The following is a 24,914-nucleotide window of genomic DNA, read 5'->3' as shown; positions in this document are numbered from 1 at the left end:
TAACTGCGGTGGTACTGCCAAGACTGCTGTTTAGGTGTTGTGTGACTACGCCGTCGGTGCGAAATGCGATGAACAACGACGCAGATTGAACGGGGCGTGCCGTGGTGTGTGTGATTTGGGTCGTCTGCCCTATGTGATTCGCCACGACACACCCCCGTCAATTCGGTTGGCTGGTGCGGATGCGCATTTATGGATTCTGTCGCTCGCGCTCAGCCATCAGTTGGTGCAAGGTTTTTGCCGCTGGTTTGAGCGGCGTGTGGTTTTGCGCCCATGCCTTTTGGCTCGGCGTGAGGGCGCGAAAACGGGTCGCGGCCCAACTGAACAGTTTGTAGCGTTTGCTGTGCGCGAAAATCCCTGTGAAGGCGCGCCAAGCCATCTGCTCGCTCAATGTGTGCGATGCGCCTTGGCCACGCACGGCGTGCTCAACCACCTCGTCGGGCGCGCGTTGCGCCTCGGTACGCAGGCGAATCAACAGCTCCGGAATCGGGATGCGCACGGGACAGACCTCGGCACACGCGCCGCACAGACTGGAGGCGGTTGGCAGATCGCGGGTCGCCTCCAATCCCATCATGTGCGGTGAAATAATTTCGCCGATCGGCCCTGGGTAAGTTGTGCCGTAGGCCGCGCCGCCGATGCGGCTGTACACGGGGCAGTGGTTCATGCACGCGCCGCAGCGAATGCATTGCAAGGTTTTGCGCATTTGCTCGTCGGCGTAGGCTTGCGTGCGGCCATTGTCCAGCAGCACCAAGTGCATTTCCTGCGGGCCGTCCAGCTCGCCCGAGCGACGCGGGCCGGTGATGAGGTTGAAATAGGTGGTGATGTCCAAGCCGACCGCGCTGCGCGTGAGCAGGCTGTACAGCGGCACGACGTCGGAGAGTTTCGCCACGACTTTTTCAATGCCTGTGATCGCAATATGCACGGGTGGCACGGTGGTGCACAGGCGGCCATTGCCTTCGTTTTCAACCAAACACAGCGTGCCGGTCTCGGCGACGGCGAAATTCACACCTGACAGCCCCACGTCCGCACGACGATAAACACTGCGTAGCGCGTGACGACCGATTTGGATCAACTCGTCCACATCGTGCGTCTCGGTGGTGTGCAGGTGTTCGTGAAACAGCGTGCTGATCTGCTCCTTGGTTTTGTGAATCGCGGGCATGACGATGTGCGTCGGTTTTTCGCCCGCCATTTGCACGATGTATTCGCCCATATCACTCTCGATGGCCTCGATGTCGCGTTCGGCGAGATAGTGGTTTAGCTCGATTTCCTCGCTGACCATCGATTTGCCTTTGACCATCAAGGTGCTGTTTTTATCCAACATGATTTGATGGATGATGGCGCAGGCCTGTTCGGTGGTTTCCGCCCAATGCACCTGCACGCCCAAACGTGTCAGGTTCGTTTCCAACTGTGTGAGCAGCTCGGGCAATTGCGCCAGTGAACGCTGGCGGATGTGTTCGCACAAATCGCGCAGGGTTTGCAGTTCGTGCTCGTCGGACAGGACGGATTTGCGCTTAGCCATCAGGCCGTCCATCGCCGTTCGCAGACTTTTGCGCAGCGGCGCATCGGCCAGTGCGTCGGAGGCGTTGGCTTTGAAGGTTTCGCTTTTGGGGTGCGCTTTGGGGTGAAAATGAATCGTCTGCGTTTTCATGCGGCTTCCTCCACGTCGGCCAGCGCAATATGCGCGGGCAATTGCGCCAGCACCACCAAATCGCGCGGTCCGTGTGCGCCAAAGGCCAAGGTCAACTGAATGTCCGAGGTTTTGGATGGGCTGGAGATCAACACCAGATTGCTCGGCGTGTTGTGCGCCAGTCTCAGCGACTGCATCGCGCTGAAAAAATCATCGTGCAGCGTCGTGGTGTCAAACAGCGCAATGTGGATCGGCGGCACCAAGCTCATGCTGCGCGGTTGCTGCGCATCCGGCCACAGCAGCAGCGTGCCGGTCTGGGCAATGCCGGCGCAAATATTGGTGAAGCCCGCGTCAACCCGATCAAACAATTCGTCTTTCCAATCCTCAATCGGACGTTCAAAACCGCAGGATTGGATTTCGGGCGCGTGTTGAGCCAAGGCTTGATGCGCCGCTTGGCCATGAGCGGTGTTCATCGGCAATAGGATGTTGCCAATCTGCTTGTCGCGCACCACCGCACACAAGGCTTCTGTCCAATTGTCTGCATTGACCCAATGAATCTGCGTGTTGAAGCGGCGCATGGTGCGCGCCCAGTGCTTCAGTCGGTCAATCTCATTCGACCATTTCGGTGTGGCTTGTGCGTAGTAAGCGGCGGTATCCGGCTCCGGCATCGGCGCGCGCTGCGAGGCGTTCAGTTTGGCAAAAATGCGTTCGCGCGCGGTTTGCGATGTGCGTTTGAGGTCAAAAGGAGTGCTCATGCTTTGCCTCCCGTGCGTTCGAGTAAAAACGTTGCCAAATGCTTCGGTCGCGGCATGTTCGGCTCGTCTTTGGCGATTTTGCCGCCGATGTTGAGCATACAGCCTGCGTCTGCGCTGATGATTTCGGTCGCTTGCGTGGCCTTGAGCGCGGCGACTTTATCGCTGACCATCGCGCCGGAGATATTCGGGTGTTTCATCGAGAAGGTGCCGCCGAAACCGCAGCATTCGGATTCGTGGTCGTGCACCACGCGGGTGACATTGGCGAGGCGCTCAACCAGCGCCCAACTGGATTCATGCACGCCCATTTCACGACGCGCAGTGCAACTGGTGTGTACGGCGACGTTGATCGGCGTGCCCTTGTCCTGAGGTTGATAATTTAACGTGTGCAATAAAAATTGGGAGAATTCGACCACGCGGCTGGCAATATCGTTGGCGGCGCCGGCATATTCGCTATCGGCAAACAAGGTCGGCCAGTGGTGCTTCATCATGCCGCCGCACGAGCCGGATGGCACGATGATCGGCCACGGTTGCCCAAACAGGGATAATTGCTGGCGCGCGACCTCAAACGCCTCTTGCGGATGCCCCGAGGTGTAGGCCGGTTGGCCGCAGCAGCTTTGCGCCTGCGGATAATGCACGCGGATGCCTTGCGTTTCAAGCAGGGTGATCGCGTCCATGCCCGCTTCGGGCATGAAAATATCCAACACGCAAGTGCCGAACAGGTACACATCGCTCGGCGGTGCTACAGGTGTCGCAGGTGTTACTGACGGTGCAGCAGTGGCATTGATGTCCATGCGCATGGTGGTCTCCTATCATCGCTTCGTCGGTGCATGGGTTCATCGTGGGCGGTGAAACGAAACGGCGCGACACGTGACACGGTGATTCATGCAGAATGATTTTGTATTTTATGGTAAATTGGTCATACCAATTAAAAAGCGTGAGCGATAATGTACAAGATTTTTACCCAATTGGTCAACTATTCTCTCCCTATTTGAGTGAAATTATGTGCATGCGGGTGTGGTGTCTCTGCGTGGAAGGCGTATTTGCAGCATTTAAGGCTTTATACCCGCGCTGCGAAAAACTATAATGAGCGATAAAGTGTGCGCTGCAACATATCCGCATGATTGTTGTGTGGCAGTGTCGAAATATATTGATAAAGGCGTCGGCATCGTATGGCTTCCCAAACCCCTCGGATTCACTCCAGCAAACTCTCTGAGCAGCTCGCGCAGAGTTTGGAGCAACTCATTTTAGACGGCGTGTACGCGGTCGGCGAACGTTTGCCGTCCGAGCGACAGATGGCTGAGGACTACGGTGTCTCACGCCCGAGCGTGCGTGGCGCGCTGAGTACATTGGCCGCGCGCAACCTGATTGAAACGCGGCACGGCGGCGGACATTATGTATCCGAGCGATTGCACTCGGACTTTTTATCGCTGTGGCAAAGCCTGCTCTCGCGCCACGACTACATGGAATTTGACGTACTCGAATTTCGCCGTGCATTCGAGAGCATGATGTCGGGGCTGGCTGCCGAGCGCGCGACCGAAACCGATTTGGAACGCATTCGCTCGTGTTTGGAGCAGATGGATGTGGCGGCGCAGACGCACAATCTGGAGCAGCAATCCGAAGCCGATGTCGGCTTTCACCAAGCCATTGCCGAAGCGAGCCACAACGTCCTATTTAGCCATCTGTCCAACAGCCTGCTGACCATGTTGCACCGCCATACGCAGAAAAATCTGGCCAATATGTTCAGCGCGGGCGGCGACAAGCAGAAATTGCGTACGCAGCATCAAGCCATCTATGACGCCATCGCCGCGCGTGACGCGGCACGTGCTACGGCGCAGGCGCAGGCGCACATCGCCTATGTCGAATCCACCCTGCGTCAGGCGCGTGCGCACAGCGCCCGCGAATCGCGCGCGCAAGCACTGGCGCACAAAGACCGAGTCAAAAAATTGCGCTCGGGCAAATAATCATCATGCAACCATCACAAGATCAAAGGAGGGCGTGTGCGTTTACTATATTTGCACGGATTTCGTTCGTCACCACAGTCGGATAAAGCGCTGACGGTGGCGCAGTATTGTCAAAAGAATGGCCTGAATGCGCCGATCATGCCGCAGTTGCCGATTTCACCGCTCGAATCGATTCAACTGTGTGAACAACTGATTGCACAGCACGCCATCACCGCCGTGTGCGGCTCCTCGCTCGGCGGATTTTACGCGCTGTACTTGGCTGAAAAATATGGCTTGCGCTGCGGGCTGATCAATCCCGCGATTACGCCGTGGGTCGATATGGAAGAGTCCAAGAATCATGAGCGCTATGAGATAGACGAGCTGGATTTAGAGGTCAACGGTCATTACGTTGATCAACTCAAACCGTACTACACGCCGACGTTAACGCATCCTGAGCGCTTCCTTGCTTTGATCGGGCTGGCCGACGAAGTGCTCGACCCGGAACAGATGCGCCGTCATTTGATCGCTGCGCGACAGATCATTGTGCCCGAGGGTGATCACGCCATGAGTGATTTTGGCGGGCATTTGGATGAGTTAATGCGGTTTGTACAGGGTGAATGATACGGGCGTTCTTCGATGTGCAGCGCTCACTTTGTGATATAAAAAGATGATGAAACCATGCACGGCTTGGTGGCTGGCGATACGGCCCAAAACGCTATCGGTTTGTGCCGTACCGGTTGTATTCGGAACGGCTTTGGCTTATTTTGAGCAAGGCCATCTGTTGTGGTGGCCGGCGCTGGCAGCGTTGTTGGCGGCTATGTTGATTCAAATCGGTACGAATTTGTACAACGATGTCGGTGATTTTGAGCGCGGCGCAGACACTGCCGAGCGTCTCGGCCCGCCGCGCGCAACCGCGCAGGCGTGGCTGTCGGCGCGTGCCGTGCGACGCGGTGCACGCGCGGCGTTTGCGCTGGCATTGCTGATGGGGGCGGCGCTCGTGGCGTGGGGCGGCTGGCCGATTTTATTGATTGGTATTGCCTCGTTGATCTCCGGCTGGGCGTATACCGGTGGGCGTTGGCCGATCGCGTATTCACTGCTGGGCGAATTGTTTGTGCTGATGTTTTTTGGCGTGGCAGCCGTGGGCGGGACGTATTATTTACAGACTTTTTCGCTGTCGCTTGCGGCGCTACTCGCCGGTGTCATGCTCGGCTCGTTTGCCGCCGCGGTCATCACGGTGAACAATACGCGCGATATTCCGACCGATGCGGTGGTGCAAAAACGCACACTCGCCGTGCGTTTGGGGCGCTCGGCGATGAATACAGTGTATGCGCTTGAGCTGCTGCTGCCGTTTGTATTGCTGCCGTGGTTCGCCGTGCAAACGAATCTCGCTTGGCGGATGACATGGCCCGTGATCGCGGGCGTACTGGCCGTTGCGCTCTATCGACGGTTTTGTGCGGCGCAAGGGGTGGCATTTAATGCGCTGCTCGCGGCGACCGCCCAGTTGCAATGGGTTTTTGCGGTATTGTTGATGGGGGCGCTGCTGTTCCCGTGATCAGCGCTACCATTCCGCCACTAAATTTTCCCCGAAAACTGATAGCGCGCACCTGGGTGCCACATGGTCACCAGTGTGGCGACTTGGTTCATGGACAGGGTTTTGCGTTGCAACACCAAGCACGCTTCGTGCTTTTTGATGTGCAGCATCTCGGCGATGGCCTCCGGTGCGGGCAGGGCTTCGACGGTGTATTCGCCGGATTGTAGCGGCACATTTTCTAATAAATATTCATTGGGTGTGGTGCGTGAAAAATCCTGTTGCAGGTATTCGGGGGCGACGCTCGGATTGACCCAGCGCTCTTCGACCTGAATCGGTTCGTTGTTTTCAAAATGCAGCATCACCGAGTGATACAAATAGGTGTTCGCTGCGACGCCGAACTCAGCGGCGAGCGCTTCACTCGCTTTGCTTTTTTCCAGTAAAAATAATTCACTGCGGTGCGCATGGCCGCGCGCACGGATTTCTTTGGCGATACTGTTGATCTCGACCAGCGTGGTTTGGTATTTTTGTTGTGCGACAAAGGTGCCGGAGCCTTGCACGCGCGTGAGCACTTGCTCCTGCGTCAGCTCGCGCATGGCGCGGTTCACGGTCATGCGTGAGACGCCGAATTGTTTGGCCAGTGCGAGCTCAGATGGAATGGCTTGTCCCTGTTTCCACACGCCGGTTTGGATGGATTCGAGGATGAGATTTTTGATGCGCTGAAAGGCGGGAATGTGGGGCTCTTGCGTCATATGGGTTCTGCGGTGTGGGTTCGTTTCATATTCGCATTGTACAAAATTGCTTCATCGGGTGCAGAAATAAGTATTGACATCTGATTCAAACCTAATTAAAGTTGTCTATACAAATTTTCGCGATGCGAGGACATGATCTTCACCATCGTGGATATGCCCCATAACACCCCATAAAAATCAGGAGCACACCATGAGCATACACGATCCCCGTTTGGACACCACGCGCGTGATTCGCGCCCCGCGCGGTACGGAGCTGAACTGTAAAAACTGGCTGACCGAAGCGGCATACCGCATGATTCAAAATAATTTGGACGCCGAAGTCGCGGAGAATCCGCAGCATTTGGTGGTGTACGGCGGCATCGGTCGTGCGGCGCGCGACTGGGCGTGCTATGACGCGATTTTGGCGACGCTGAAAAATCTGAATGAGGATGAAACGCTGTTGGTGCAGTCGGGCAAACCGGTCGGTGTGTTCAAAACCCATACCGATGCGCCGCGCGTGCTGCTGGCGAACTCGAACCTCGTGCCGAAATGGGCGAATTGGGAACATTTTAACGAACTGGATCGCAAGGGACTGTTCATGTACGGCCAAATGACCGCCGGTAGCTGGATTTACATTGGCTCGCAGGGCATTGTGCAGGGTACGTATGAGACCTTTGTCGAGGCGGGGCGTCAGCATTTTGGCAGCGACTGGACGGGGCGTTGGATTTTGACCGCCGGTTTGGGCGGTATGGGTGGCGCACAGCCGCTGGCGGCGACGCTCGCGGGCGCGGTGTCGTTGAACATCGAGTGCCAACAAAGCAGCATTGATTTTCGCCTGCGCACGCGGTATCTCGATAAACAGGCGAAGGATTTGGACGACGCTCTGGCGCTGGTTAAACATCACTGTGAGCGCGGCGAAGCGGTGTCCATTGGCTTGCTTGGCAATGCGGCGGAGATTTTGCCCGAGTTGGTCAAACGCGCACAGCAGGGCGGCATCAAGCCCGATTTGGTCACCGACCAAACCTCGGCGCATGATTTGATCAACGGTTATCTGCCGGTCGGCTGGACGGTCGAACAGTGGAAAGCGGCACAAGCCGATCACACACAACACGCGCGCCTGAGCGAGCAGGCGGCGCAATCGTGCGCGCAGCACGTGCAAGCCATGCTGGCTTTTCACGCGATGGGCATTCCGACCGTGGACTATGGCAACAACATTCGCCAAGTCGCCTTCGATCAAGGCGTGCGCAATGCGTTTGACTTCCCCGGTTTCGTTCCCGCCTATATTCGTCCGCTGTTTTGTGAGGGCAAAGGGCCGTTCCGCTGGGTGGCGCTGTCGGGCGATCCCGAGGATATTTACAAAACCGATGCGAAGATCAAAGAGCTATTCCCTGAAAATAAATCCGTGCATCACTGGCTGGACATGGCGAAAGAGCGCATCGCGTTTCAAGGACTACCGGCGCGCATTTGCTGGCTCGGTTTGGGTGAACGCCACATCGCCGGTTTGGCATTCAATGAAATGGTGAAAAACGGAGAGCTGAAAGCGCCGATTGTGATTGGTCGCGACCATCTGGATACCGGCTCGGTCGCCTCGCCGAACCGCGAAACCGAAAGCATGAAGGATGGCACGGACGCGGTGTCCGACTGGCCATTGCTCAACGCGTTACTGAATACGGCAGGCGGCGCGACGTGGGTGTCGCTGCATCATGGCGGCGGCGTCGGCATGGGCTACTCGCAGCACTCCGGCGTGGTGATTGTCGCCGATGGTACGGATGCGGCGGCGCAGCGTTTGGCGCGCGTGCTGGTCAATGACTGCGGCTCGGGTGTGATGCGTCATGCTGACGCGGGCTACGACAGCGCGATTGCCTGCGCACAGCGCAACGGTTTGAATTTGCCCATGATCAAATAATTAAAAGAGGATATTAACGATGACCCAACACACAGCAAACACACTCATTATCCAACCGGGGCGCATGACTTTGGCCGAGCTGCGCCAAGTATGGCAGCAGCCGATGCACATTCGCTTGGCCGATGAGGCCTACGATGCGATCCATGCCTCGGCGCAGGCGATTGAGCAGGTTTTATCACGCGATGCGGCAGCCTACGGCATCAACACCGGTTTTGGTTTGTTGGCGAAAAAACGCATTCCGTCCGAGCAGTTGATGCAGTTGCAGCGCAATTTGATTTTGTCGCATTCCGTCGGAACGGGTGAGGCGCTTTCGCCTGAGGTGGTGCGATTGATTTTACTAATGAAAATCGCCAGCCTCGCGCGCGGCTACTCCGGCATTCGCGCGGAAGTGATCGACAGCATGATCGCCGTTTTTAACGCGGGCATCACGCCGCTGATTCCAGCCAAAGGCTCGGTCGGTGCGTCGGGCGATCTCGCGCCGCTGTCGCACATGACGCTGGCGATCATGGGCGAAGGACAGGTGTTTGTAAACGGTGCGCTGGTCGATGCGAAAACCGCACTGGCGCAAGCGGGCATCGCGCCGGTGGTGCTGGCGGCGAAAGAAGGCTTGGCGCTGATTAACGGCACGCAGGTCTCGACCGCGCTCGCGTTGCAGGGCTTGTTCATGGCTGAACGCCTGTATCAAGCGGGCGTGGTGGTCGGCGCAATGGCGATTGATGCGGCCAAAGGCAGCGACGCGCCGTTTGACCCGCGTATTCACGAGGTGCGCGGACAAGCGGGGCAAATCGCCAGCGCGCGGCTGTATCGCCGTTTGCTCACCGACAGTGAAATTCGCCGCTCGCATGAGGTGGAAGATGATCGTGTGCAAGACCCGTACAGCTTGCGTTGCCAACCGCAGGTGATGGGCGCGTGTTTGGACTTGATTCACAACGCCGCGCGCACGCTGTTGATCGAGGCGAACGCCGTGACCGATAACCCGCTGATTTTCCGTGAGCAAGAGGACGTACATGTTTTGTCCGGTGGTAATTTCCACGCCGAGCCAGTGGCGTTCGCAGCGGATAATTTGGCCTTGGCGATTGCGGAAATCGGTGCGCTGTCCGAGCGTCGTGTGGCGCTGTTGATTGACGCGACTTTGTCGGGTTTGCCGGCATTTTTGGTGGATAATCCGGGTGTGAACTCGGGCTTTATGATCGCGCATGTCACCGCTGCGGCGTTGGCTTCGGAGAATAAATCGCTGGCGCATCCGGCGAGCGTGGACAGCTTGCCCACCTCGGCCAATCAAGAGGATCACGTGAGCATGGCGACTTTCGCCGGACGGCGTTTGCACGAGATGGCGCACAACACCGCGACTATCGTCGGCATCGAGTTGCTCGCGGCGGCGCAGGGTATTGATTTTCATCGCCCGCTGCGCAGTTCGGCGTGCTTGGAGCAGGCACACGAATTGTTGCGCACGCAGGTGACGCGCTATGGCGAAGACCGATTGTTCGCGCCGGACATTGAGGCGGCCAAAGGACTGGTGCTGTATGGTGGCTTGGTGGCGCATTGTGCGGAATTATTTGCGGACGTGGTGTCGGCGTAATTGAACGTCGGCGCATCGAATGGCTCAGTGAATGACAAAGGAGCAGGCATGAATCAGGCAGTGGATCGCTCGGTGTGGCAGGGGCGCGTGGATGCGCTCGAAGGCGAGCTGGGCGCGCGCTGGCATCAGCGCATCGCGTTGGCGGATGAACACAGCCGTGGCGGCGTGGCGTTGCTGGGGTTTGCGTGTGACGCGGGTGTACAGCGCAACCACGGGCGCATCGGCGCACGCGCTGCACCGACGCAGATTCGGCGATTTCTGGCGAATATTCCGGTGTCCGGTCAGGCGGGTGCGTTGTGGGATGCGGGCGATGTGCGGTGCATCGGCGATGAGCTGGAGTTGGCGCAAGCTGAGTTTTCAGCGCGCATGGCGGCGCTGTTGGCTCAAGGCGTTTTCCCCATCGGCTTGGGTGGCGGACACGAAATTGCCTACGCCAGTTTTGGCGGTTTGGCCGAGCATTTGAGTCGCAACGCTGAGCGTGCGCCGAATATTGGCATCATCAATTTGGACGCGCATTTTGATTTGCGGCGTGATGAGCGCGCTTCGTCCGGCACGCCGTTTTTACAAATTGCGAACGAGTGCGCGCGGCGCGGCTGGGCGTTTCACTACCTGTGCTTGGGCGTGAGCGAGTTTGCGAATACGGCGGCGCTGTTTGAACGGGCGGGTGCGTTGGGCGCGAATTGGCGATTGGATGAGCAGATGCAGGAGCGCCATTTGCCAGAGATTTTGGCGCAGGTGGAGGCGTTTATCGCGCCGCTGGATGCGATTTATTTAACCATTGATTTGGATGTTTTGCCCGCTGCGGTTGCGCCCGGTGTGAGCGCGCCGTCGGCGCTGGGCGTGCCGCTCGCGGTGGTCGAGGCGGTGGCGGATCGCGTGTGTGCTTCGGGGAAATTGCGCGTGGCGGATTTGGCCGAATTCAACCCCGAATTTGATGTGGACGGACATACGGCGAGAGTGGTGGCACGTCTGGCGGCACGCATGGTTTCACGGCTGGAGAAAAAAGATGAGTGAAGCACAGTGGGATGCGATTTGGCTGAACGCGCATTTGGCGACGATGGTCGGCGCTGATTATGGTGCGATTGAACACGGTGCGCTCGCGGTGCGTGACGGTGCCATTGCGTGGGTGGGCGCGCAGGCGGATTTGCCTGTCGGTTGGCGCGCGCAGACGGTGCACGATGCTCAAGGCGCGTGGATCACGCCCGGCTTGATCGACTGTCACACGCACATTGTGTATGCGGGCAGTCGCAGCGATGAGTTTGAAGCGCGGCTTAACGGCGTGGCGTATGAGGAAATCGCGCGTCAAGGCGGCGGCATTCGTGCGACGGTGCGCGCGACGCGAGCGGCGAGTGAAGCGCAACTGTATGCGGAGAGTGTACCGCGTGTGCGACGTTTGCTCAGTGAAGGTGTGACCACGTTGGAAATCAAATCAGGTTACGGCTTGACGCTGGCGGATGAGGCCAAAATGCTGCGCGTGGCGCGTCGTCTGGGCATGGATTATGGTGTGCGTGTGCGCACGACTTTTTTGGGTGCGCATGCGGTGCCATTGGAGTTTGAGGGTGATTCGGATGCGTATGTGACGCATATCGTGGAGGAGATGTTGCCGGCGTTGGCGCGCATGGGTTTGGTGGATGCGGTCGATGCATTTTGCGAGCGCATCGGTTTTTCAGCCGCGCAAACCGAGCGGGTGTTTGCCGCAGCGCAAGCGCAGGGTTTGCCGGTGAAGCTGCACGCCGAGCAGTTGTCCGATCAGGGTGGCGCTGAGTTGGTCGCGCGCTGCGGTGGTTTGTCTGCCGATCATTTGGAGTATTTGAGTGAGGTGGGCGTGGCGGCGATGGCGCAGGCGGGTACGGTGGCGGTGCTGTTGCCCGGTGCGTTTTATTTTCTGCGTGAAACGCAGTTGCCGCCGATTGCGGCGCTGCGTGCGGCGGGCGTGCCGATGGCGGTGTCGACCGACTGTAATCCGGGTACCTCGCCGCTGACTTCAATTTTGCTGGCGATGAATATGGCGTGTACGCTGTTTCGCCTAACGCCGCAGGAGGCGCTCGCGGGGGTGACGTGTCATGCGGCTCGCGCGTTGGGGTTGCAGGACTCGGTTGGGCAATTGGCGGTTGGTTATGCGGCGGATTTTGCGCTGTGGGACATCGCGCGTCCGGCGGATTTGAGTTACGCCATGGGGCTGAATCCTTGCGTCGCTACGGTGTGTGGCGGGCAGGTGCACGCTGTGGATTGATTGCCCTCGCGAAAGTGTGATAGCCTGCGCTCCTTTGTTTCTTTGAGGTGCGTAGCGTATGTGGCACGAATTTTTCCCCTATGGTTTTGAACGATACCTCGTCGGTGGTTTGGCCATCGGTGTAGGCGTGGCGGTGCTGTTCGTCACCACCGGTCGGCTCGGTGGCGCAAGTACCGTGTTCAGTGCAACGTGGTCGTGGTTCTCACGGCTACCGTTTTTCCAACAATCATCATTACGCGATTCGCGCAACTGGCGGGCGATCTATGCGCTCGGTATGCTGCTGGGCGGCGTTGTGTACGTGCTCGCCGGTCTGCCGGTGGAGGGCTCGGACATTGCGACGTGGCGACTGGCGGTGGGCGGATTGCTCATCGGTTTTGGCGCGCGTTTGGGCGGTGGTTGTACCTCGGGCCATGGGATTTGCGGCATGGCTTCGTTGTCCGTTGGCTCCATGTGGATGGTGGCGGTATTTTTGAGTACGGCGATTGTGACCGCGCTTCTGATGAATGCTTTGGGGGTGGTGTGATGATGAAGGTGCTTTGGACGCTGGCGAGTGGCGTGCTGTTTGGTTTTGGCTTGGCGTATTCGAGCATGATTCGGCCTGAAACTGTGCTGGCGTTTTTGACGTTTCAGGATTTGGGGTTGTTGCTGGTCTTGGGTGTGGCCGTTGGCGTGAATCTGCTGGTGTTTCAACTCGTACCGCGTTGGCGTGCAGCCTCCTTGTCGGGCGATGCGTTTGAGTCGCGTCCCTTTCAATTGACCCGCCAAACGGCGCTCGGCGGCGTGCTGTTCGGCCTCGGTTGGGGAATTTGCGGCGTGTGTCCTGCGCCTGCGTTCGCGGGCTTAGGGACGGGTAACTGGCGTATGCTGGTGGTGCTGGCGGCGATTTTTATCGGCGCGGGTGTGCACGGCTGGTGGGCGCAGGCATCAAGCGCACGAGATTAAGTTGATTGTTTTTTATCAGATGTGCTTGGCGTGAAGCGTTATTTAACCGCGTGCTCCAACGTCTCAATAAACAATCCTGCCACATCAAACCCTGTTTGGTTGTAAATCTCTTGGAACCCGGTCGGGCTGGTGACGTTGATTTCGGTCAGGCAGTCGCCAATCACATCCAAGCCGGCCAATAAAATCCCGCGTTGCCACAGAATCGGGGCGAGGGTTTGTGCGATGCGCCAGTCGGACTCAGACATGGCTTGCGCGATGGCTTTGCCTCCGGCGGCCATATTGCCGCGCACTTCGCCGTTTTGTGGGATGCGCGCGAGCGCGTGCGGTACGATTTGCCCGCCGATGATGAGGATGCGTTTGTCGCCTTGCGCGATTTCGGGTAGGAATTTTTGCCCCATGATTGGGCGTGCGCCGTTTTCACTGAGCACTTCAACCACCGAGCCGAGGTTCATGCCGTTTTCGGTCACGCGAAACACGCCTGCGCCGCCCATGCCGTCCAGTGGTTTGAGGATGATGTCGTGATGCTCGGCATGAAAGCGTTGGAAGCTGGTTTTGTCGCTGGCGATCAGCGTCGGCGCGGTGAGCTCGGGAAATTCTAAGATCGAGACTTTTTCAGAGTGGTTGCGAATTGCTGAGGGCGAGTTAAATACTCGGGCGCCTTGGCGCACGGCGGCATCCAGTAGCCACGTGTCGGTGACGTAGTTGACGTCAAACGGAGGGTCTTTGCGCATGATGACGGCGTCGTATTCGGACAAGGCTTGCTCGCTTTGCTCCATGACGTTATGCCAATGTGTTTGCGAGGCCGGTTCGATCAATTCGATGCGTTGGGCGTGTGCGCGTACCGCGCCATCCGAGCGTAAGTCATTGGCCAAACACGTCCAAATCCGGTGTCCGCGCGCTTGCGCACTGCGCATCATTGCGTAGGTGGTTTCTTTGTGGATTTTGAATTGACTCAGCGGGTCGGCGATAAAGAGGATGTCCATGGTATTTCACTCGGATTCGGTTGTTTGCCTTTTCCCTAACCCCTCTCCCGCCAGTGGGCGAGGGGCTTTGAGGGATAGGGGGTTAGACTTCTTCGCGTTCCGGGTCGGTGCGCTCTAACTCTAATGAAGCGGCGAGCATGGCCAGTCGCCCGACCACGCCTGCTTGGTAAAAGCGGTTGTACAGGGTGTTGCTGTCTTCTGGGTCGTGCTCGTACTCGGGAATGAAGGACAGCGGCTCAAAACGCATGCCGGATGAGTTGAGGTTTTCGTCGTGACCTTTTTCCGAATTGACGCGGTAAAAGCCACCGACGACGTAGCGATCGATCATGTATACCACCGGCTCGGCCATGTGACCTTCCCAGCGCTCGATCGTCGGTACGCCTTCTTGAATCAGGATGTCTTGTACTTCCAAACCTTCTTTGATGACCGCCATTTTGTTGCGTTGTTTGCGGTTGAGCGCGCGAATATCATCGGGACTGCGCACGGTCATGATGCCCATGCCGTAGGTGCCGGCGTCGGCTTTGACGATGACGAACGGGTCGTCCTTGATGCCGTATTCCTTATATTTTTTGGTGATTTTTTTCAATGTGGCTTCGACGGCGCTCGCCAACTCATCTTCACCCACGCGCTCGTGGAAATCCACGCCTTTGAGGCTGGTGTGGTAGGCGTTGATCAGCCATGGATCAATGCCGAGGAATTTGCCGAATTTTTTCGCCACTTCATCGTAGGCGGTGAAGTGCGTGGATTTGCGACGCACGGTCCAGCCTGCGTGTAACGGCGGTAGGAGGTGTTGTTCACGAATGTTTTCGAGGATCAGCGGTTGGCCGCTGGACAGGTCGTTGTTGAGCAAAATCGTGCAGGGGTCGAACGAGCCGTTGCCCACGGTCAGGCGACGACCATTGCGCTCCAGTGGTTCCAGCGTGAGGGTGTCGCCGTTGGCCAATTCCAGTGTGGTTGGCTCGGTAATCTCAGGTGAAAGCGAGCCAAGGCGCACATTCAGGCCGGTCAGGCGCATGATTTTGGACAGTTGCGCGACGTTTTGCAGGTAGAACTGGTTGCGCGTGTGCTTTTCGGGGATGATCAGCAGGTTTTTCGCGTCAGGACAGTATTTTTCAATCGCCGCCATGGCCGCTTGTGTGGCCAGCGGGAACATTTCTTCGGCCAGATTGTTAAAGCCGCCCGGGAATAAATTGGTGTCCACCGGCGCCGCTTTAAAACCTGCGTTGCGCACGTCCACCGAGCTGTAAAACGGTGGTGTGTGCTCCTGCCATTCCAAGCGGAACCAGCGCTCAATCATCGGAGTGGCGTCCAAGAGCAATTTTTCGAGTTCAAAAAGCGGGCCGTTCAGAGCGGTGCGGAGATGAGGAACCATGATTTGTCCTAAGGGATAGTATAGTGAGGTATGAGTTTAATTGATTTGATGTTTGGTTTGTGCTTCACATTGGGGCGATTTTTCTAAACTCAAGAGTGCTTTAAGAACGGCTGAATCAATGCGACTGTATGTCAGTTTGGCTCGGTGCGCCCCGATTCGGTCGTGTTGGATTCCGGTCGCGCTTGCATGATCCATTGTCCAATGATTTCACCCGCTTGCTCCAGTCCCACTCGGTTGGTTGAGGAGAACAGTTGCACCGTACCCCAGTCGCCAGCTAACTCCTGCAACTGTTTGCGCACGGCAAACAACGTTTTGTTCGCATCGTTGCGCGTCAATTTGTCGCATTTGGTCAATAGCACATGAATCGGTCGAGCCAACGGCACGAACCATTGTACCATTTGCACGTCCAATTCCGTCAGCCCGCGACGGATGTCCACCATCAGAACTAAGCCTTTGAGCTGATCGCGTTCCTGCAAATATTTGGACAGCAGGCGGTTCCAATGTTCCTTCACCGACAGCGGTGTTTGCGCATAACCGTAGCCAGGCAAATCGACCAAATAGCCGTAGGTCTCACCTCGACGCCCCACGGTGAAATAGTTAATGTGCTGGGTTCTGCCCGGTGTGTTGCTCGAAAACGCCAGACGCTTTTGATTGCACAGCACATTGATGGCGCTGGATTTACCCGCATTCGAGCGTCCCGCGAAGGCCACCTCAGGATAGGGCTCGCTCGGTAAATCCTGATAGTGATTTACTGTGGTAAAAAACTGACTGTGGTGCAAAATCGACATGAAAAAACTTTCAGATAATGGAAATGGGTGGCAACGCTGCGCAATGTAGCCAGTATCCATGTAAGAATTAAGGATATTTGTTGGTTTCTTGGCGGCTCTATTGTACAATGCCAAATGAGCAAAACGGCAATTTTGTATAAATCGTGGCGGATGGTCGCGGCGTTTGTCCCAAATCATCCAAAATTGACCTTGATTTGATTCAGCCTCGGTTGTCACATCTCGGTTGTTAAACTTCGGTTCAAAATAGCCGTCCCACCTTTCTCTTTAGTATGGATCTAATTATGAAACGTTCTTATGCATATTTGTTGGCAACAGCAGGCATCGTTGCTGTGATTTCAGGTGTAGCCATCGCTCAACAAGCCACTGCGCCGGCTCCAGCAGCCGCTCCTGCTGCGGCAGCTCCTGCGCCTGCGGTTGCAGAAGCTGCACCAGCGGCCGCTGCGGCACCGTTCTCCATTGAACAAGTACAAAATATGCCGGTAGGCGTTGAGCGCGGTAAGATGATCGCCGAAGGTCTGTGCGCGGCGTGTCACAATGCCGACGGTAACAGCGTTGTGCCACTGCAACCGAAATTGGCCAGCCAACACATGGCCTATTTGGAAAAACAAATGCATGATTTTAAAACGGCAGAGGGTGCCAAAGAGCCTTTGCGTGGCAAAATGCTCGATGACAAAGGCAATGCGACCATTTCAACGATGGGTGCGCAGGTCGAATTGCTGTCCAAAGATCCGAAACAATTTGATAACGACGTGAAAAGCTTGGCGTTGTGGTTCAACACACAAAAGCTCGTTCCGGCATCTGCTTCCAATCCCGATCCGGCCAGCTCAAACTTGGGTAAACGCATTTACACCGGTGGTATCGTGAGCAAAGGCGTACCAGCGTGCGCAGGCTGCCACAGCCCAACCGGCGCGGGCATTCCAAACAAATACCCACGCGTTTCCGGTCAGTTTGCGGACTATTCAGTACAGCAGCTCAAAGCCTTCCGCGAGGATGTGCGCACCAACAGTCCGCAAAACCAAATGCAGGACATCGCCAAGCGCCTGACTGATGCGGAAATCAAAGCCGTGTCCGACTACATGGCGGGTGTGCGTTAATCATTCCAAGGTCGCATTCAGTCTCGCGAAGTGCTGTGTGGTATGAGCGCGCATATACTGATTAACTACACAATTTTTCGCGTGTGACAAGCTACAATGACGGGCGGTTTCGACTGCCCGTTTTTTTATGGCTAAAATCTCTGCCGTTGTGTCTGAAAATAAGCGCCTGTCAGGGTTTCTTCAGGTGTTGGTGAGACAATGCCGCCGCCGAAATACACACCCTGCTGTGTCCCTTTTATACTAAATAAGTACATTATTTTTAATGAGCTCAAACCGTTCTCAATCATCCGCTTCCTCGTTTGCTTCGCGCTTGTGGGATTTTATCGGCTCCATGCGTTTTGCCGTCAGTATTCTGACGGTGGTGGCCATTGCCAGTGCGATTGGCACGATCATCAAACAAAATGAAAGCCGTTTGAACTATGTTGATCAATTTGGCGCTTTTTGGGCGGGTGTGTTCGAGGTTTTGGGCTTACACGATGTGTATAATCAAGCGTGGTTTGTGGCGATGCTGGTTTTTTTGCTGGCGTCCACCAGCATTTGTTTGATTCGCAATACACCGAAAATGCTGCACGATATGCACAGTTTCAAACTGCACAATCGCACCAACAGCCTGCGCCACATGAAGGAACATGCGCAGTGGCATTCGGCGCAGGACGTCGATACGTTGACCGCGCGCATGGCGCAATTGTTCGAGCGTTTGGGTTATCAGGTGCGCGCCAGCCAAGCGCAGGCGAATGGGCAAAAGCGTGTGTATTTCGCGGCCAAACGCGGCCGGTTCAATCGCTTGGGTTATATTTTCACGCATCTGGCGATTGTGGTGATTTGTTTGGGCGGTTTGATGGATTCGGAGCTGTCGATTCGCGCGCAGGTCTGGTTCATGGGTAAAAAACCGTTGGCAAATGCGACGACATATAAAGACGTACCCGCCAGCGGTGTGCTGTCGGATGCGACTTTGAGCTATCGCGGCACGGTGCGCATTGCCGAAGGACAAGCGGCGGATTTCGTCGAATTGCCGTACAGCCAAAATTCATTTTTATTACAGGATTTACCGTTTTGGGTGCGCTTGGACAAATTCATTGTCGAATATTACAGCACCGGTATGCCCAAGCATTTTGCCTCTGAAGTGACGGTGCAGGACAAGGAAACCGGCGAGCAGTTCAGCCAAACCATCAGCGTGAATCATCCGCTGCGCTACAAAGGCGTGGCGCTGTATCAGGCCAGCTTTGACGCGAACGAGACCATGATGCATTTGAAGGTGCATCCGCTGTTCGGCGCACACAGCGAGAGCAAGGCGTTGGATGCCAAAGTCGGCGGGAAAAGCGAGTTTCCGTTCAATAATAAAAACTACACCCTTGAGTGGCGCGAGTTCAAACCGATCAATGTGTTTCCGATCAATGAGGCCACGAATCCAAGCGCCAAAGATATGTTCAGTCACGCCATGCGTCCGACTGGCGAGAAAAAAGAGTTTCAGAATTTCGGTCCGAGCGTAACTTACGTGTTGCGTGACGACAGCGGCAATGCGTCGGAGTATATTCAATATGCGTCGCCAGTCGATATTGACGGTGTACCGGTCATCATCAGCGCACAGCGCGACAGTCTGGAGCAGGATTTCAGCTATTTCCGCATTCCGGCGGACGACAATATGGGTGTGGGTGATTTCATGCGCTTGCGTGCGGCGCTGGCCGATCCGCAGATGCGCATGAAAATTGCCCAACGCTACGCCGCGCGTTACGTCAATTCCAATGTGCCGACCGAGGAAATGGTGCGCGGGGTGCTGAAAACCTTGGATGCGTATGCCAACGGCGGACTGGAAGCCTTGGGGCAGCAAATCGAGTCTACGGTCTCTGCGCAAGAGCGTGATAAAATCGCGACATCAATCGTGCGTTTGCTCGAAGGTGCATTGTGGGAAGGTTTGCAAGAAGCGCGCGCGCAAGCGCAATTGCCCGAATTGACGTGGGATGAGCAGCATCAAAAATTCACGCGCATGGCGCTGTATAGCCTGTCCGAGTACCGTAATTTCGGCTCGCCGGTATTGGTTGAACTGGCAGGGATGGATATTAAACAGGCCAGCGGCTTGCAGGCCACGCGCTCGCCCGGTCAATGGTGGGTTTACCTTGGCTCGCTGATGTTGGTGATCGGTACGTTGGCGATGGCTTTCATTCGCGAACGCCGCGTGTGGTTGCACATTACACCGGATGGCGTAGGCAACCAAGTGACCTTGGCAATGAGCAGCACACGCCGAACGTATGATTATTTGCAACATTGGCAAAGCCTGCAAAACGAGGTGGCTGGTGCGGTGAATGAGGGTGTGGATAGCGCGAAGGGTGAATCGACTCGGCAGGAGTCTGCGCCGACGACGCAATCATAGGCAGAGCGCGGTAGCCTCGCGCATTAGAATGTTCAGTTTGATGTGGTTTAAACGTTAGCAATATTTAAAGGATGGACTCATGGGATCAAGTGTAAACAACCCCAATCTCACGCCGATTGATTTGACGGTGCATCAACACGCTTCGACGCGCAAACCATCGTTTTGGTCGAGCTTGGGTTGGCGCGACGGCGTGTTCGCTGTTCTGATGATCGCGCTGTTTACCTATGGTGGCCTGAAAAATCGTGACTTGATGGATGTGTACGAGGAAGTCATCTTGGTGTTCAGCGTGCTGTCCATCGTTTTGCTGGGCTGGTTCTGGCGCCCGTTGCAATGGATTTTTGCCGTAGTGGCAGCGATCAGTTTGCTTGCGGTATCGTGGTACGGCGGTGATTTGACGCGCGGCGAAACGGTGTTTGGGCTGAAATATATGTTCGCCAGCCAACCGCTGGTGATGTGGATGAGCGTGCTGTTTATCTTGGCGACTGTGGCGTATTGGGTTGGCTTGATTTGGCCAAAATTGACCACGATATCATGGCTGGGTAGTAAATTGACCTACGCCGGTTTGGTTATGGGTTCGGCGGCATTGATGGTGCGCTGGTACGAAAGCTATCTGATCGCGCCGGACGTCGGACATATTCCGGTGTCGACTTTGTACGAGGTGTTCATCCTGTTTGCGTTGCTGACCACGGCGTTTTATCTATATTACGAAGAGCATTACGATACGAAACAATTGGGCGCGTTCGTGATGCTGGTGGTGGTCGCGGCGATTGGTTTTTTGCTGTGGTACAGCCTTGATCGCGGGCAACACGAAATCAAGCCGCTGATTCCGGCGCTGCAATCGTGGTGGATGAAAATTCACGTACCGGCGAATTTCGTCGGCTACGGTACATTCTCCATTGCCGCGATGGTGGGTTTTGCCTATTTGGTCAAATTTGTGGGTACGCCGTTTAGCGAACTGCCTCCGGCGTTTCAATCGGCCTACGGCGCATTGCCTAAGGCTGGGGAGGCGGACGCTCCGGGCGCGGAGCAAGCGCTTGCTACCGCGACTGCGCGTCACGCACGCCGCACACGCTGGTTGACCATCGCATTGTGGGTGCTCGGCGCATTGCTGTTCATCGAGCCGCTGGTGTTCCGCAAAGGCGTGACCGCCGAATATATTTCGACTTACTGGGCGCTGTATTTTGGTACGGGACTGGCGGCGGTCGGCTTCATTTTGTTGGGGCGCAAGGCTTTGGCCAAACGCCTGCCGGATTTTGCCGTGTTGGACGACATCATGTACAAAGCCATTGCAATCGGCTTCGTATTTTTCACCATCGCCACGATTTTGGGTGCGCTTTGGGCGGCCGATGCGTGGGGTAAATATTGGAGCTGGGATCCGAAAGAAACATGGGCGCTGATCGTCTGGCTGAACTATGCCGCATGGTTGCATTTGCGCCTGATGGCGGGTATGCGTGGTACGCGCAGCGCGCTGTGGGCGCTGGTTGGGCTGCTGATTACCGGTTTTGCGTTTTTGGGCGTGAATATCTTCCTTTCCGGTTTACATTCCTACGGCGCGCTCTAACCATTTGATGGACTTAACACTTCGGGGGAATCATGAAAAAACGCTCATATTTACTCGGAAGTGGCGTACTGTGCGTGCTCTGGGCTGGCATTGCGCAGGCGGGCAATCCCTACCCGTCGGCGGGTGCGTGCGACGGTTTGTCCAAGGTCAATGTTAAAACACCCAGTGGCACCTGCGTCGGCGTGGTGGCGTCTGACTTAAAAATGCCACGCGGCGTGCTGCCGTTATCCGATAGCGACATTTGGGTCACGGAAATGGGCGCGTGGGAGCGCAACAGCGGACGACTATCGCGTTTGACTTGGCACAATGGTCGCTACCAACGCAGTACGATTCTCGATAAACTCGATCGGCCGCACGGCATACAGCTCGGCAAAGACGGCTGGGTGTACATCGGCGAAGCCAGCCGCATCATTCGCGTGAATCCTCAATCCCTCAATGACGCGGGCAAAATCACCCCGCAAGTCGTCGTTGATCGCCTGCCCGACGACGGTCATCATCCGCTCAAACAGCTGCTGTTGGATAACAATGGCAACATCTACCTGAGCATGGGCGCTAAAACCAATAATTGTGAAAATGCCAACGGCACGCCACCGCAGTTTCCTTGCGCAGAATCGAGCGGCGCGCGCGCAACGGCCTCTATTTGGAAAATCACCTCGCCGCTGAATCAACCGAAAACCACCGTCTATGCGCGTGGTCTGCGCAACGCCATGGGCATGACGTGGAGCGCGCAAGGCGAACTGATTGCGACCGAAAATGGCCGCGACAACATTCACCAAGCGGACCGCCGATTGAGCGACGCGCGCCTGCCGCATGACGAATTGAATGTGATTCGAGCGGGCGGCGACTACGGCTGGCCGTATTGCTTTGACAACAACCGCGCCAGTCCCGAATACCGCAGCCATGCGGCGGTGTGTCGCCAAAAAATCGCACCGACGGGTTTGCTGCCCGCACACAGCGCGCCGCTTGGCATCACGCGCTATCCGAATGACGGCAGCGTTGTTGCGTTGCGCGGACGCTACCTCATCGCCTTGCACGGTTATCGTGATACCGGTCATCGGCTGATTGCCATCGGTGCCAATGCCGCCGGACGTCCCGCAGGCAAAACCAGTGACGTGATTTCGGCATGGGGACGCACCGCGAGCCAGCCGATGGGCGCGCCGGTGGAAGCGCGCGTCGCACCGTCGGGCAAAATCTACATCACCGACGATCGCAACGATGCATTGTTGCGGCTATCCAATATTCGCTGATGGGTATCGAATACGCCTGCCGTGCAGCAACTTTGCCTGTGCGTGATAGGTGCTCGGGCATTTGAACGGGTTGGGTCATAGCCAATATCAATTAACCTGGCTGAATAAATAGTTCGCGTTTTTCGGCACTTTGGGTTTTAGCGCGCGGTTGAATACAGTAAAATTCGATGCTATGAACAATACCGTCGCCGCGCGCTTTTCCGCCGCATTGAAAATCACTCCGTCTTTGGCTGAAAAATTGGCCAAAGCGGGCGTGCGCAACGATCAGGATATTTTACTGCACATGCCGCTGCGCTATGAGGATGAGACGCGCATCACGCCGGTGTCGGGTCTGCGTTTGGGTGAGTTTGCGCAGGCGCAGGTGACGGTGATCGAACATGAGGTGAAATTCCGTCCGCGCCGTCAGCTGGTGGTGACCACGCAGGACGCAGCGGGCGAGGTTTTGGTGCTGCGTTATGTGAATTTTTACAGCTCGCAGTTGGCTGCGTTTAAGCCGGGTCAATTGCTGCGGGTCAAAGGCGAGGCGCGGCATGGCTTTTTTGGCACGGAGATGATTCATCCGCGCGTGGAGAAGGTGTCCGAGCATACGCCGGTGGCGCAGACGCTCACGCCGATTTATCCGACGGTGGAGGGGCTGACGCAGCCGACGTGGCGCAAATTGATTGAGCGTGCGTTGGCAACGGTGGCGCTGCCAGAGATTTTGCCCGCGCATGTTCTGCAACCGGAGTGGGGCAGTTTGCAGGATGCGGTGCGATTGTTGCACGCGCCGCCACCGGACGTGCATCCGCATGCCTTGATCGAGCGCGAGCATACGGCGTGGGCGCGCATTAAATTTGAAGAGTTATTGGCGCAGCAGTTGTCCCTGCGTCAGGCGCGCGCGGCGCGTTTGCAGGAGGTCGCGCCCAGTCTGCCGGACAATGAGCTGGTACAGCGTTTTTTAGCCCAATTGAGTTTCACGCTCACGGGGGCGCAACAGCGCGCATGGGCGAGCATACGCGATGATGTGCAACAAAACTTGCCGATGCATCGATTGCTGCAAGGCGATGTTGGTTCGGGCAAAACCGTGGTGGCGGGTTTGGCCTGCGCACAGTGTGTCGGCGCGGGTTTGCAGGCAGCGGTGATGGCGCCGACGGAGATTTTGGCCGAGCAGTTGTTTTATAAACTGAACGAGTGGTTCACGCCGCTGGGCGTGACGGTGGCGTGGCTGGCCTCCAGCGTGACGAAAAAGAATAAACAAAAGGTGTACGAGGCGCTGGAGCGCAACGAAATCCAAATCGTGGTCGGTACGCACGCGCTGATTCAAGAGGGTGTGCGTTTTTATGATCTGGGTTTGGCGGTGATTGATGAGCAGCATCGTTTTGGTGTGAAGCAGCGTTTGGCGCTGCGCAGCAAAATGCGCGAAAGCGTGCTCGGCGTGGGGCGCAAGCGTGCGGATCAATACGCGCCGCATCAGTTGATGATGAGTGCAACGCCGATTCCGCGCACGCTGGCGCTGTCGTACTTTGCCGATCTGGATGTGGCGCTGATTGACGAGTTGCCGCCGAATCGCACGCCGGTGAAAACGCAGTTGATCGACGTGCGGCGACGCGACGAGGTGGTGGCGAAAGTGGCGCAGGATGTGACTGAGCGCAAGCAGGTGTACTGGGTGTGCCCGCTGATTGAGGAGTCGGAAACGTTGGAATTGCAGACTGCGATTGATACGTTTGAGAATCTCAGTGCGCAGCTGCCGCACGCGCGGGTCGGTCTGGTTCACGGTAAAATGAAGGCGGCGGAGAAGCGCGAAGTCATGGCGCAATTTAAAGCGCGCGAACTGGACGTATTGGTCGCGACCACGGTGATCGAGGTGGGTGTGGATGTGCCGAATGCGAGCGTGATGGTGATCGAGCACGCGGAACGATTTGGCTTGGCGCAGTTGCATCAATTGCGCGGGCGTGTCGGGCGTGGTGCGGCGAAAAGTCAGTGTATTTTGCTGTTTGAAACGCCGCTCTCGCCGATTGCGAAAGAGCGGCTCAAGGTGATGTACGAGACCACCGATGGCTTTGAGGTGGCGCGGCGCGATTTGCATTTGCGCGGTGCGGGTGAGTTTCTCGGCGTGCGTCAGTCCGGCTTGCCGCTGTTGCGTTTTGCCGATTTGGAAACCGATGTGACACTGCTGGAGTTGGCGCGTGATGCGGCCGATTGGCTGATGGCGAATGATGTCAATGCCGCGCACATGCATTTGCAACGTTGGCTCGGTAATCGCGCGGAATTGTTGTCGGTTTAA

General features: G+C 56.7%; 21 protein-coding genes. 14 read left to right on the top strand and 7 right to left on the bottom strand.

The genetic code is table 11. The annotated features are described in order from the left end of the window. Window positions 1–187: 187 nt before the first annotated feature. The 3 genes from ACZ41M_RS07880 to ACZ41M_RS07870 are packed head-to-tail and all read right to left on the bottom strand — an operon-like array spanning window position 188 to window position 3,176. The gene (locus ACZ41M_RS07880) at window positions 188–1,645 is read right to left on the bottom strand and encodes a LutB/LldF family L-lactate oxidation iron-sulfur protein (RefSeq protein ID WP_464731687.1); all 1,458 of its coding nucleotides are present in this window, start codon (window positions 1,643–1,645) and stop codon (window positions 188–190) included. Beyond that, window positions 1,642–2,379 (bottom strand): LutC/YkgG family protein, encoded by a 738-nt coding sequence (locus ACZ41M_RS07875; protein WP_464731688.1) that lies wholly within the window; start codon window positions 2,377–2,379, stop codon window positions 1,642–1,644. Before ACZ41M_RS07875 ends, ACZ41M_RS07880 begins: the two co-directional genes overlap by 4 nt. Next, entirely contained in the window at window positions 2,376–3,176 is an 801-nt protein-coding gene (locus tag ACZ41M_RS07870; protein ID WP_464731689.1) for a (Fe-S)-binding protein, read from the bottom strand. The genes ACZ41M_RS07875 and ACZ41M_RS07870 overlap by 4 nt, the downstream gene beginning before the upstream one ends. A gap of 372 nt (window positions 3,177–3,548) precedes the next feature. On the opposite strand from ACZ41M_RS07870, the gene ACZ41M_RS07865 reads away from it, so the two are divergent. The 3 genes from ACZ41M_RS07865 to ACZ41M_RS07855 are packed head-to-tail and all read left to right on the top strand — an operon-like array spanning window position 3,549 to window position 5,871. After that, entirely contained in the window at window positions 3,549–4,340 is a 792-nt protein-coding gene (locus ACZ41M_RS07865; protein WP_464731690.1) for a FadR/GntR family transcriptional regulator, read from the top strand. Between the two features lie 36 nt (window positions 4,341–4,376). Next, window positions 4,377–4,940: a YqiA/YcfP family alpha/beta fold hydrolase gene (locus ACZ41M_RS07860; protein WP_464731691.1), complete on the top strand. Its 564-nt coding sequence runs from the start codon at window positions 4,377–4,379 to the stop codon at window positions 4,938–4,940. A gap of 46 nt (window positions 4,941–4,986) precedes the next feature. Beyond that, a complete protein-coding gene (locus ACZ41M_RS07855) occupies window positions 4,987–5,871 on the top strand; it encodes a 1,4-dihydroxy-2-naphthoate polyprenyltransferase (RefSeq protein ID WP_464731692.1) in 885 nt (294 codons plus the stop codon). 20 nt (window positions 5,872–5,891) lie between these two features. Here the strand turns inward: ACZ41M_RS07855 and hutC are convergent, their stop codons facing one another. Then, the gene (gene hutC, locus ACZ41M_RS07850; protein WP_464731693.1) at window positions 5,892–6,599 is read right to left on the bottom strand and encodes a histidine utilization repressor; all 708 of its coding nucleotides are present in this window, start codon (window positions 6,597–6,599) and stop codon (window positions 5,892–5,894) included. 190 nt (window positions 6,600–6,789) lie between these two features. Here hutC and hutU point away from each other — a divergent pair, with 190 nt between their 5' ends. Genes hutU through ACZ41M_RS07820 form a run of 6 tightly spaced genes read left to right on the top strand, consistent with a single transcriptional unit; the run spans window position 6,790 to window position 13,238 of the window. Beyond that, a complete protein-coding gene (gene hutU, locus ACZ41M_RS07845) occupies window positions 6,790–8,484 on the top strand; it encodes a urocanate hydratase (RefSeq protein WP_464731694.1) in 1,695 nt (564 codons plus the stop codon). A gap of 19 nt (window positions 8,485–8,503) precedes the next feature. Further along, window positions 8,504–10,063 (top strand): histidine ammonia-lyase, encoded by a 1,560-nt coding sequence (gene hutH / locus ACZ41M_RS07840; protein WP_464731695.1) that lies wholly within the window; start codon window positions 8,504–8,506, stop codon window positions 10,061–10,063. Between the two features lie 48 nt (window positions 10,064–10,111). After that, a complete protein-coding gene (gene hutG / locus ACZ41M_RS07835; protein WP_464731696.1) occupies window positions 10,112–11,077 on the top strand; it encodes a formimidoylglutamase in 966 nt (321 codons plus the stop codon). Further along, window positions 11,070–12,296: an imidazolonepropionase gene (gene hutI, locus ACZ41M_RS07830; protein ID WP_464731697.1), complete on the top strand. Its 1,227-nt coding sequence runs from the start codon at window positions 11,070–11,072 to the stop codon at window positions 12,294–12,296. The genes hutG and hutI overlap by 8 nt, the downstream gene beginning before the upstream one ends. 58 nt (window positions 12,297–12,354) lie before the next feature. After that, on the top strand, window positions 12,355–12,819 hold the full coding sequence (locus ACZ41M_RS07825) for a YeeE/YedE family protein (protein WP_464731698.1): 465 nt from the start codon (window positions 12,355–12,357) through the stop codon (window positions 12,817–12,819). After that, window positions 12,819–13,238, top strand: a complete 420-nt coding sequence (locus ACZ41M_RS07820; RefSeq protein WP_464731699.1) for a DUF6691 family protein — start codon at window positions 12,819–12,821, stop codon at window positions 13,236–13,238. Before ACZ41M_RS07825 ends, ACZ41M_RS07820 begins: the two co-directional genes overlap by 1 nt. A 38-nt stretch (window positions 13,239–13,276) precedes the next feature. Here ACZ41M_RS07820 and gshB read toward each other — a convergent pair whose 3' ends face one another. The 3 genes from gshB to yihA all read right to left on the bottom strand — a co-directional run bounded on the left by gshB (window position 13,277) and on the right by yihA (window position 16,381). Beyond that, window positions 13,277–14,221, bottom strand: a complete 945-nt coding sequence (gene gshB, locus ACZ41M_RS07815) for a glutathione synthase (RefSeq protein ID WP_464731700.1) — start codon at window positions 14,219–14,221, stop codon at window positions 13,277–13,279. Between the two features lie 82 nt (window positions 14,222–14,303). Further along, window positions 14,304–15,593 carry a glutamate--cysteine ligase gene (gshA, locus tag ACZ41M_RS07810; protein WP_464731701.1) on the bottom strand — a complete coding sequence of 430 codons (1,290 nt, stop codon included), beginning with the start codon at window positions 15,591–15,593 and terminating at the stop codon, window positions 14,304–14,306. 131 nt (window positions 15,594–15,724) lie between these two features. Next, window positions 15,725–16,381: a ribosome biogenesis GTP-binding protein YihA/YsxC gene (yihA, locus tag ACZ41M_RS07805; protein ID WP_464731702.1), complete on the bottom strand. Its 657-nt coding sequence runs from the start codon at window positions 16,379–16,381 to the stop codon at window positions 15,725–15,727. A 281-nt stretch (window positions 16,382–16,662) separates the two neighbouring features. On the opposite strand from yihA, the gene ACZ41M_RS07800 reads away from it, so the two are divergent. From ACZ41M_RS07800 to recG, 5 genes are all read left to right on the top strand, one after another. After that, window positions 16,663–17,475: a c-type cytochrome gene (locus tag ACZ41M_RS07800; protein WP_464731703.1), complete on the top strand. Its 813-nt coding sequence runs from the start codon at window positions 16,663–16,665 to the stop codon at window positions 17,473–17,475. 262 nt (window positions 17,476–17,737) lie between these two features. Then, complete coding sequence (locus ACZ41M_RS07795) at window positions 17,738–19,843, top strand: cytochrome c biogenesis protein ResB (protein ID WP_464731704.1); 2,106 nt, start codon at window positions 17,738–17,740, stop codon at window positions 19,841–19,843. A gap of 79 nt (window positions 19,844–19,922) precedes the next feature. After that, window positions 19,923–21,404 (top strand): c-type cytochrome biogenesis protein CcsB, encoded by a 1,482-nt coding sequence (ccsB, locus tag ACZ41M_RS07790; protein WP_464731705.1) that lies wholly within the window; start codon window positions 19,923–19,925, stop codon window positions 21,402–21,404. 32 nt (window positions 21,405–21,436) lie between these two features. Then, a complete protein-coding gene (locus tag ACZ41M_RS07785) occupies window positions 21,437–22,651 on the top strand; it encodes a PQQ-dependent sugar dehydrogenase (protein ID WP_464731706.1) in 1,215 nt (404 codons plus the stop codon). A gap of 172 nt (window positions 22,652–22,823) precedes the next feature. Further along, window positions 22,824–24,914 (top strand): ATP-dependent DNA helicase RecG, encoded by a 2,091-nt coding sequence (gene recG / locus ACZ41M_RS07780; protein ID WP_464731707.1) that lies wholly within the window; start codon window positions 22,824–22,826, stop codon window positions 24,912–24,914.

It is taken from the genome of Puribacter membranae, from assembly GCF_055380425.1.
This window is presented reverse-complemented; position numbering and strand designations above follow the sequence as displayed.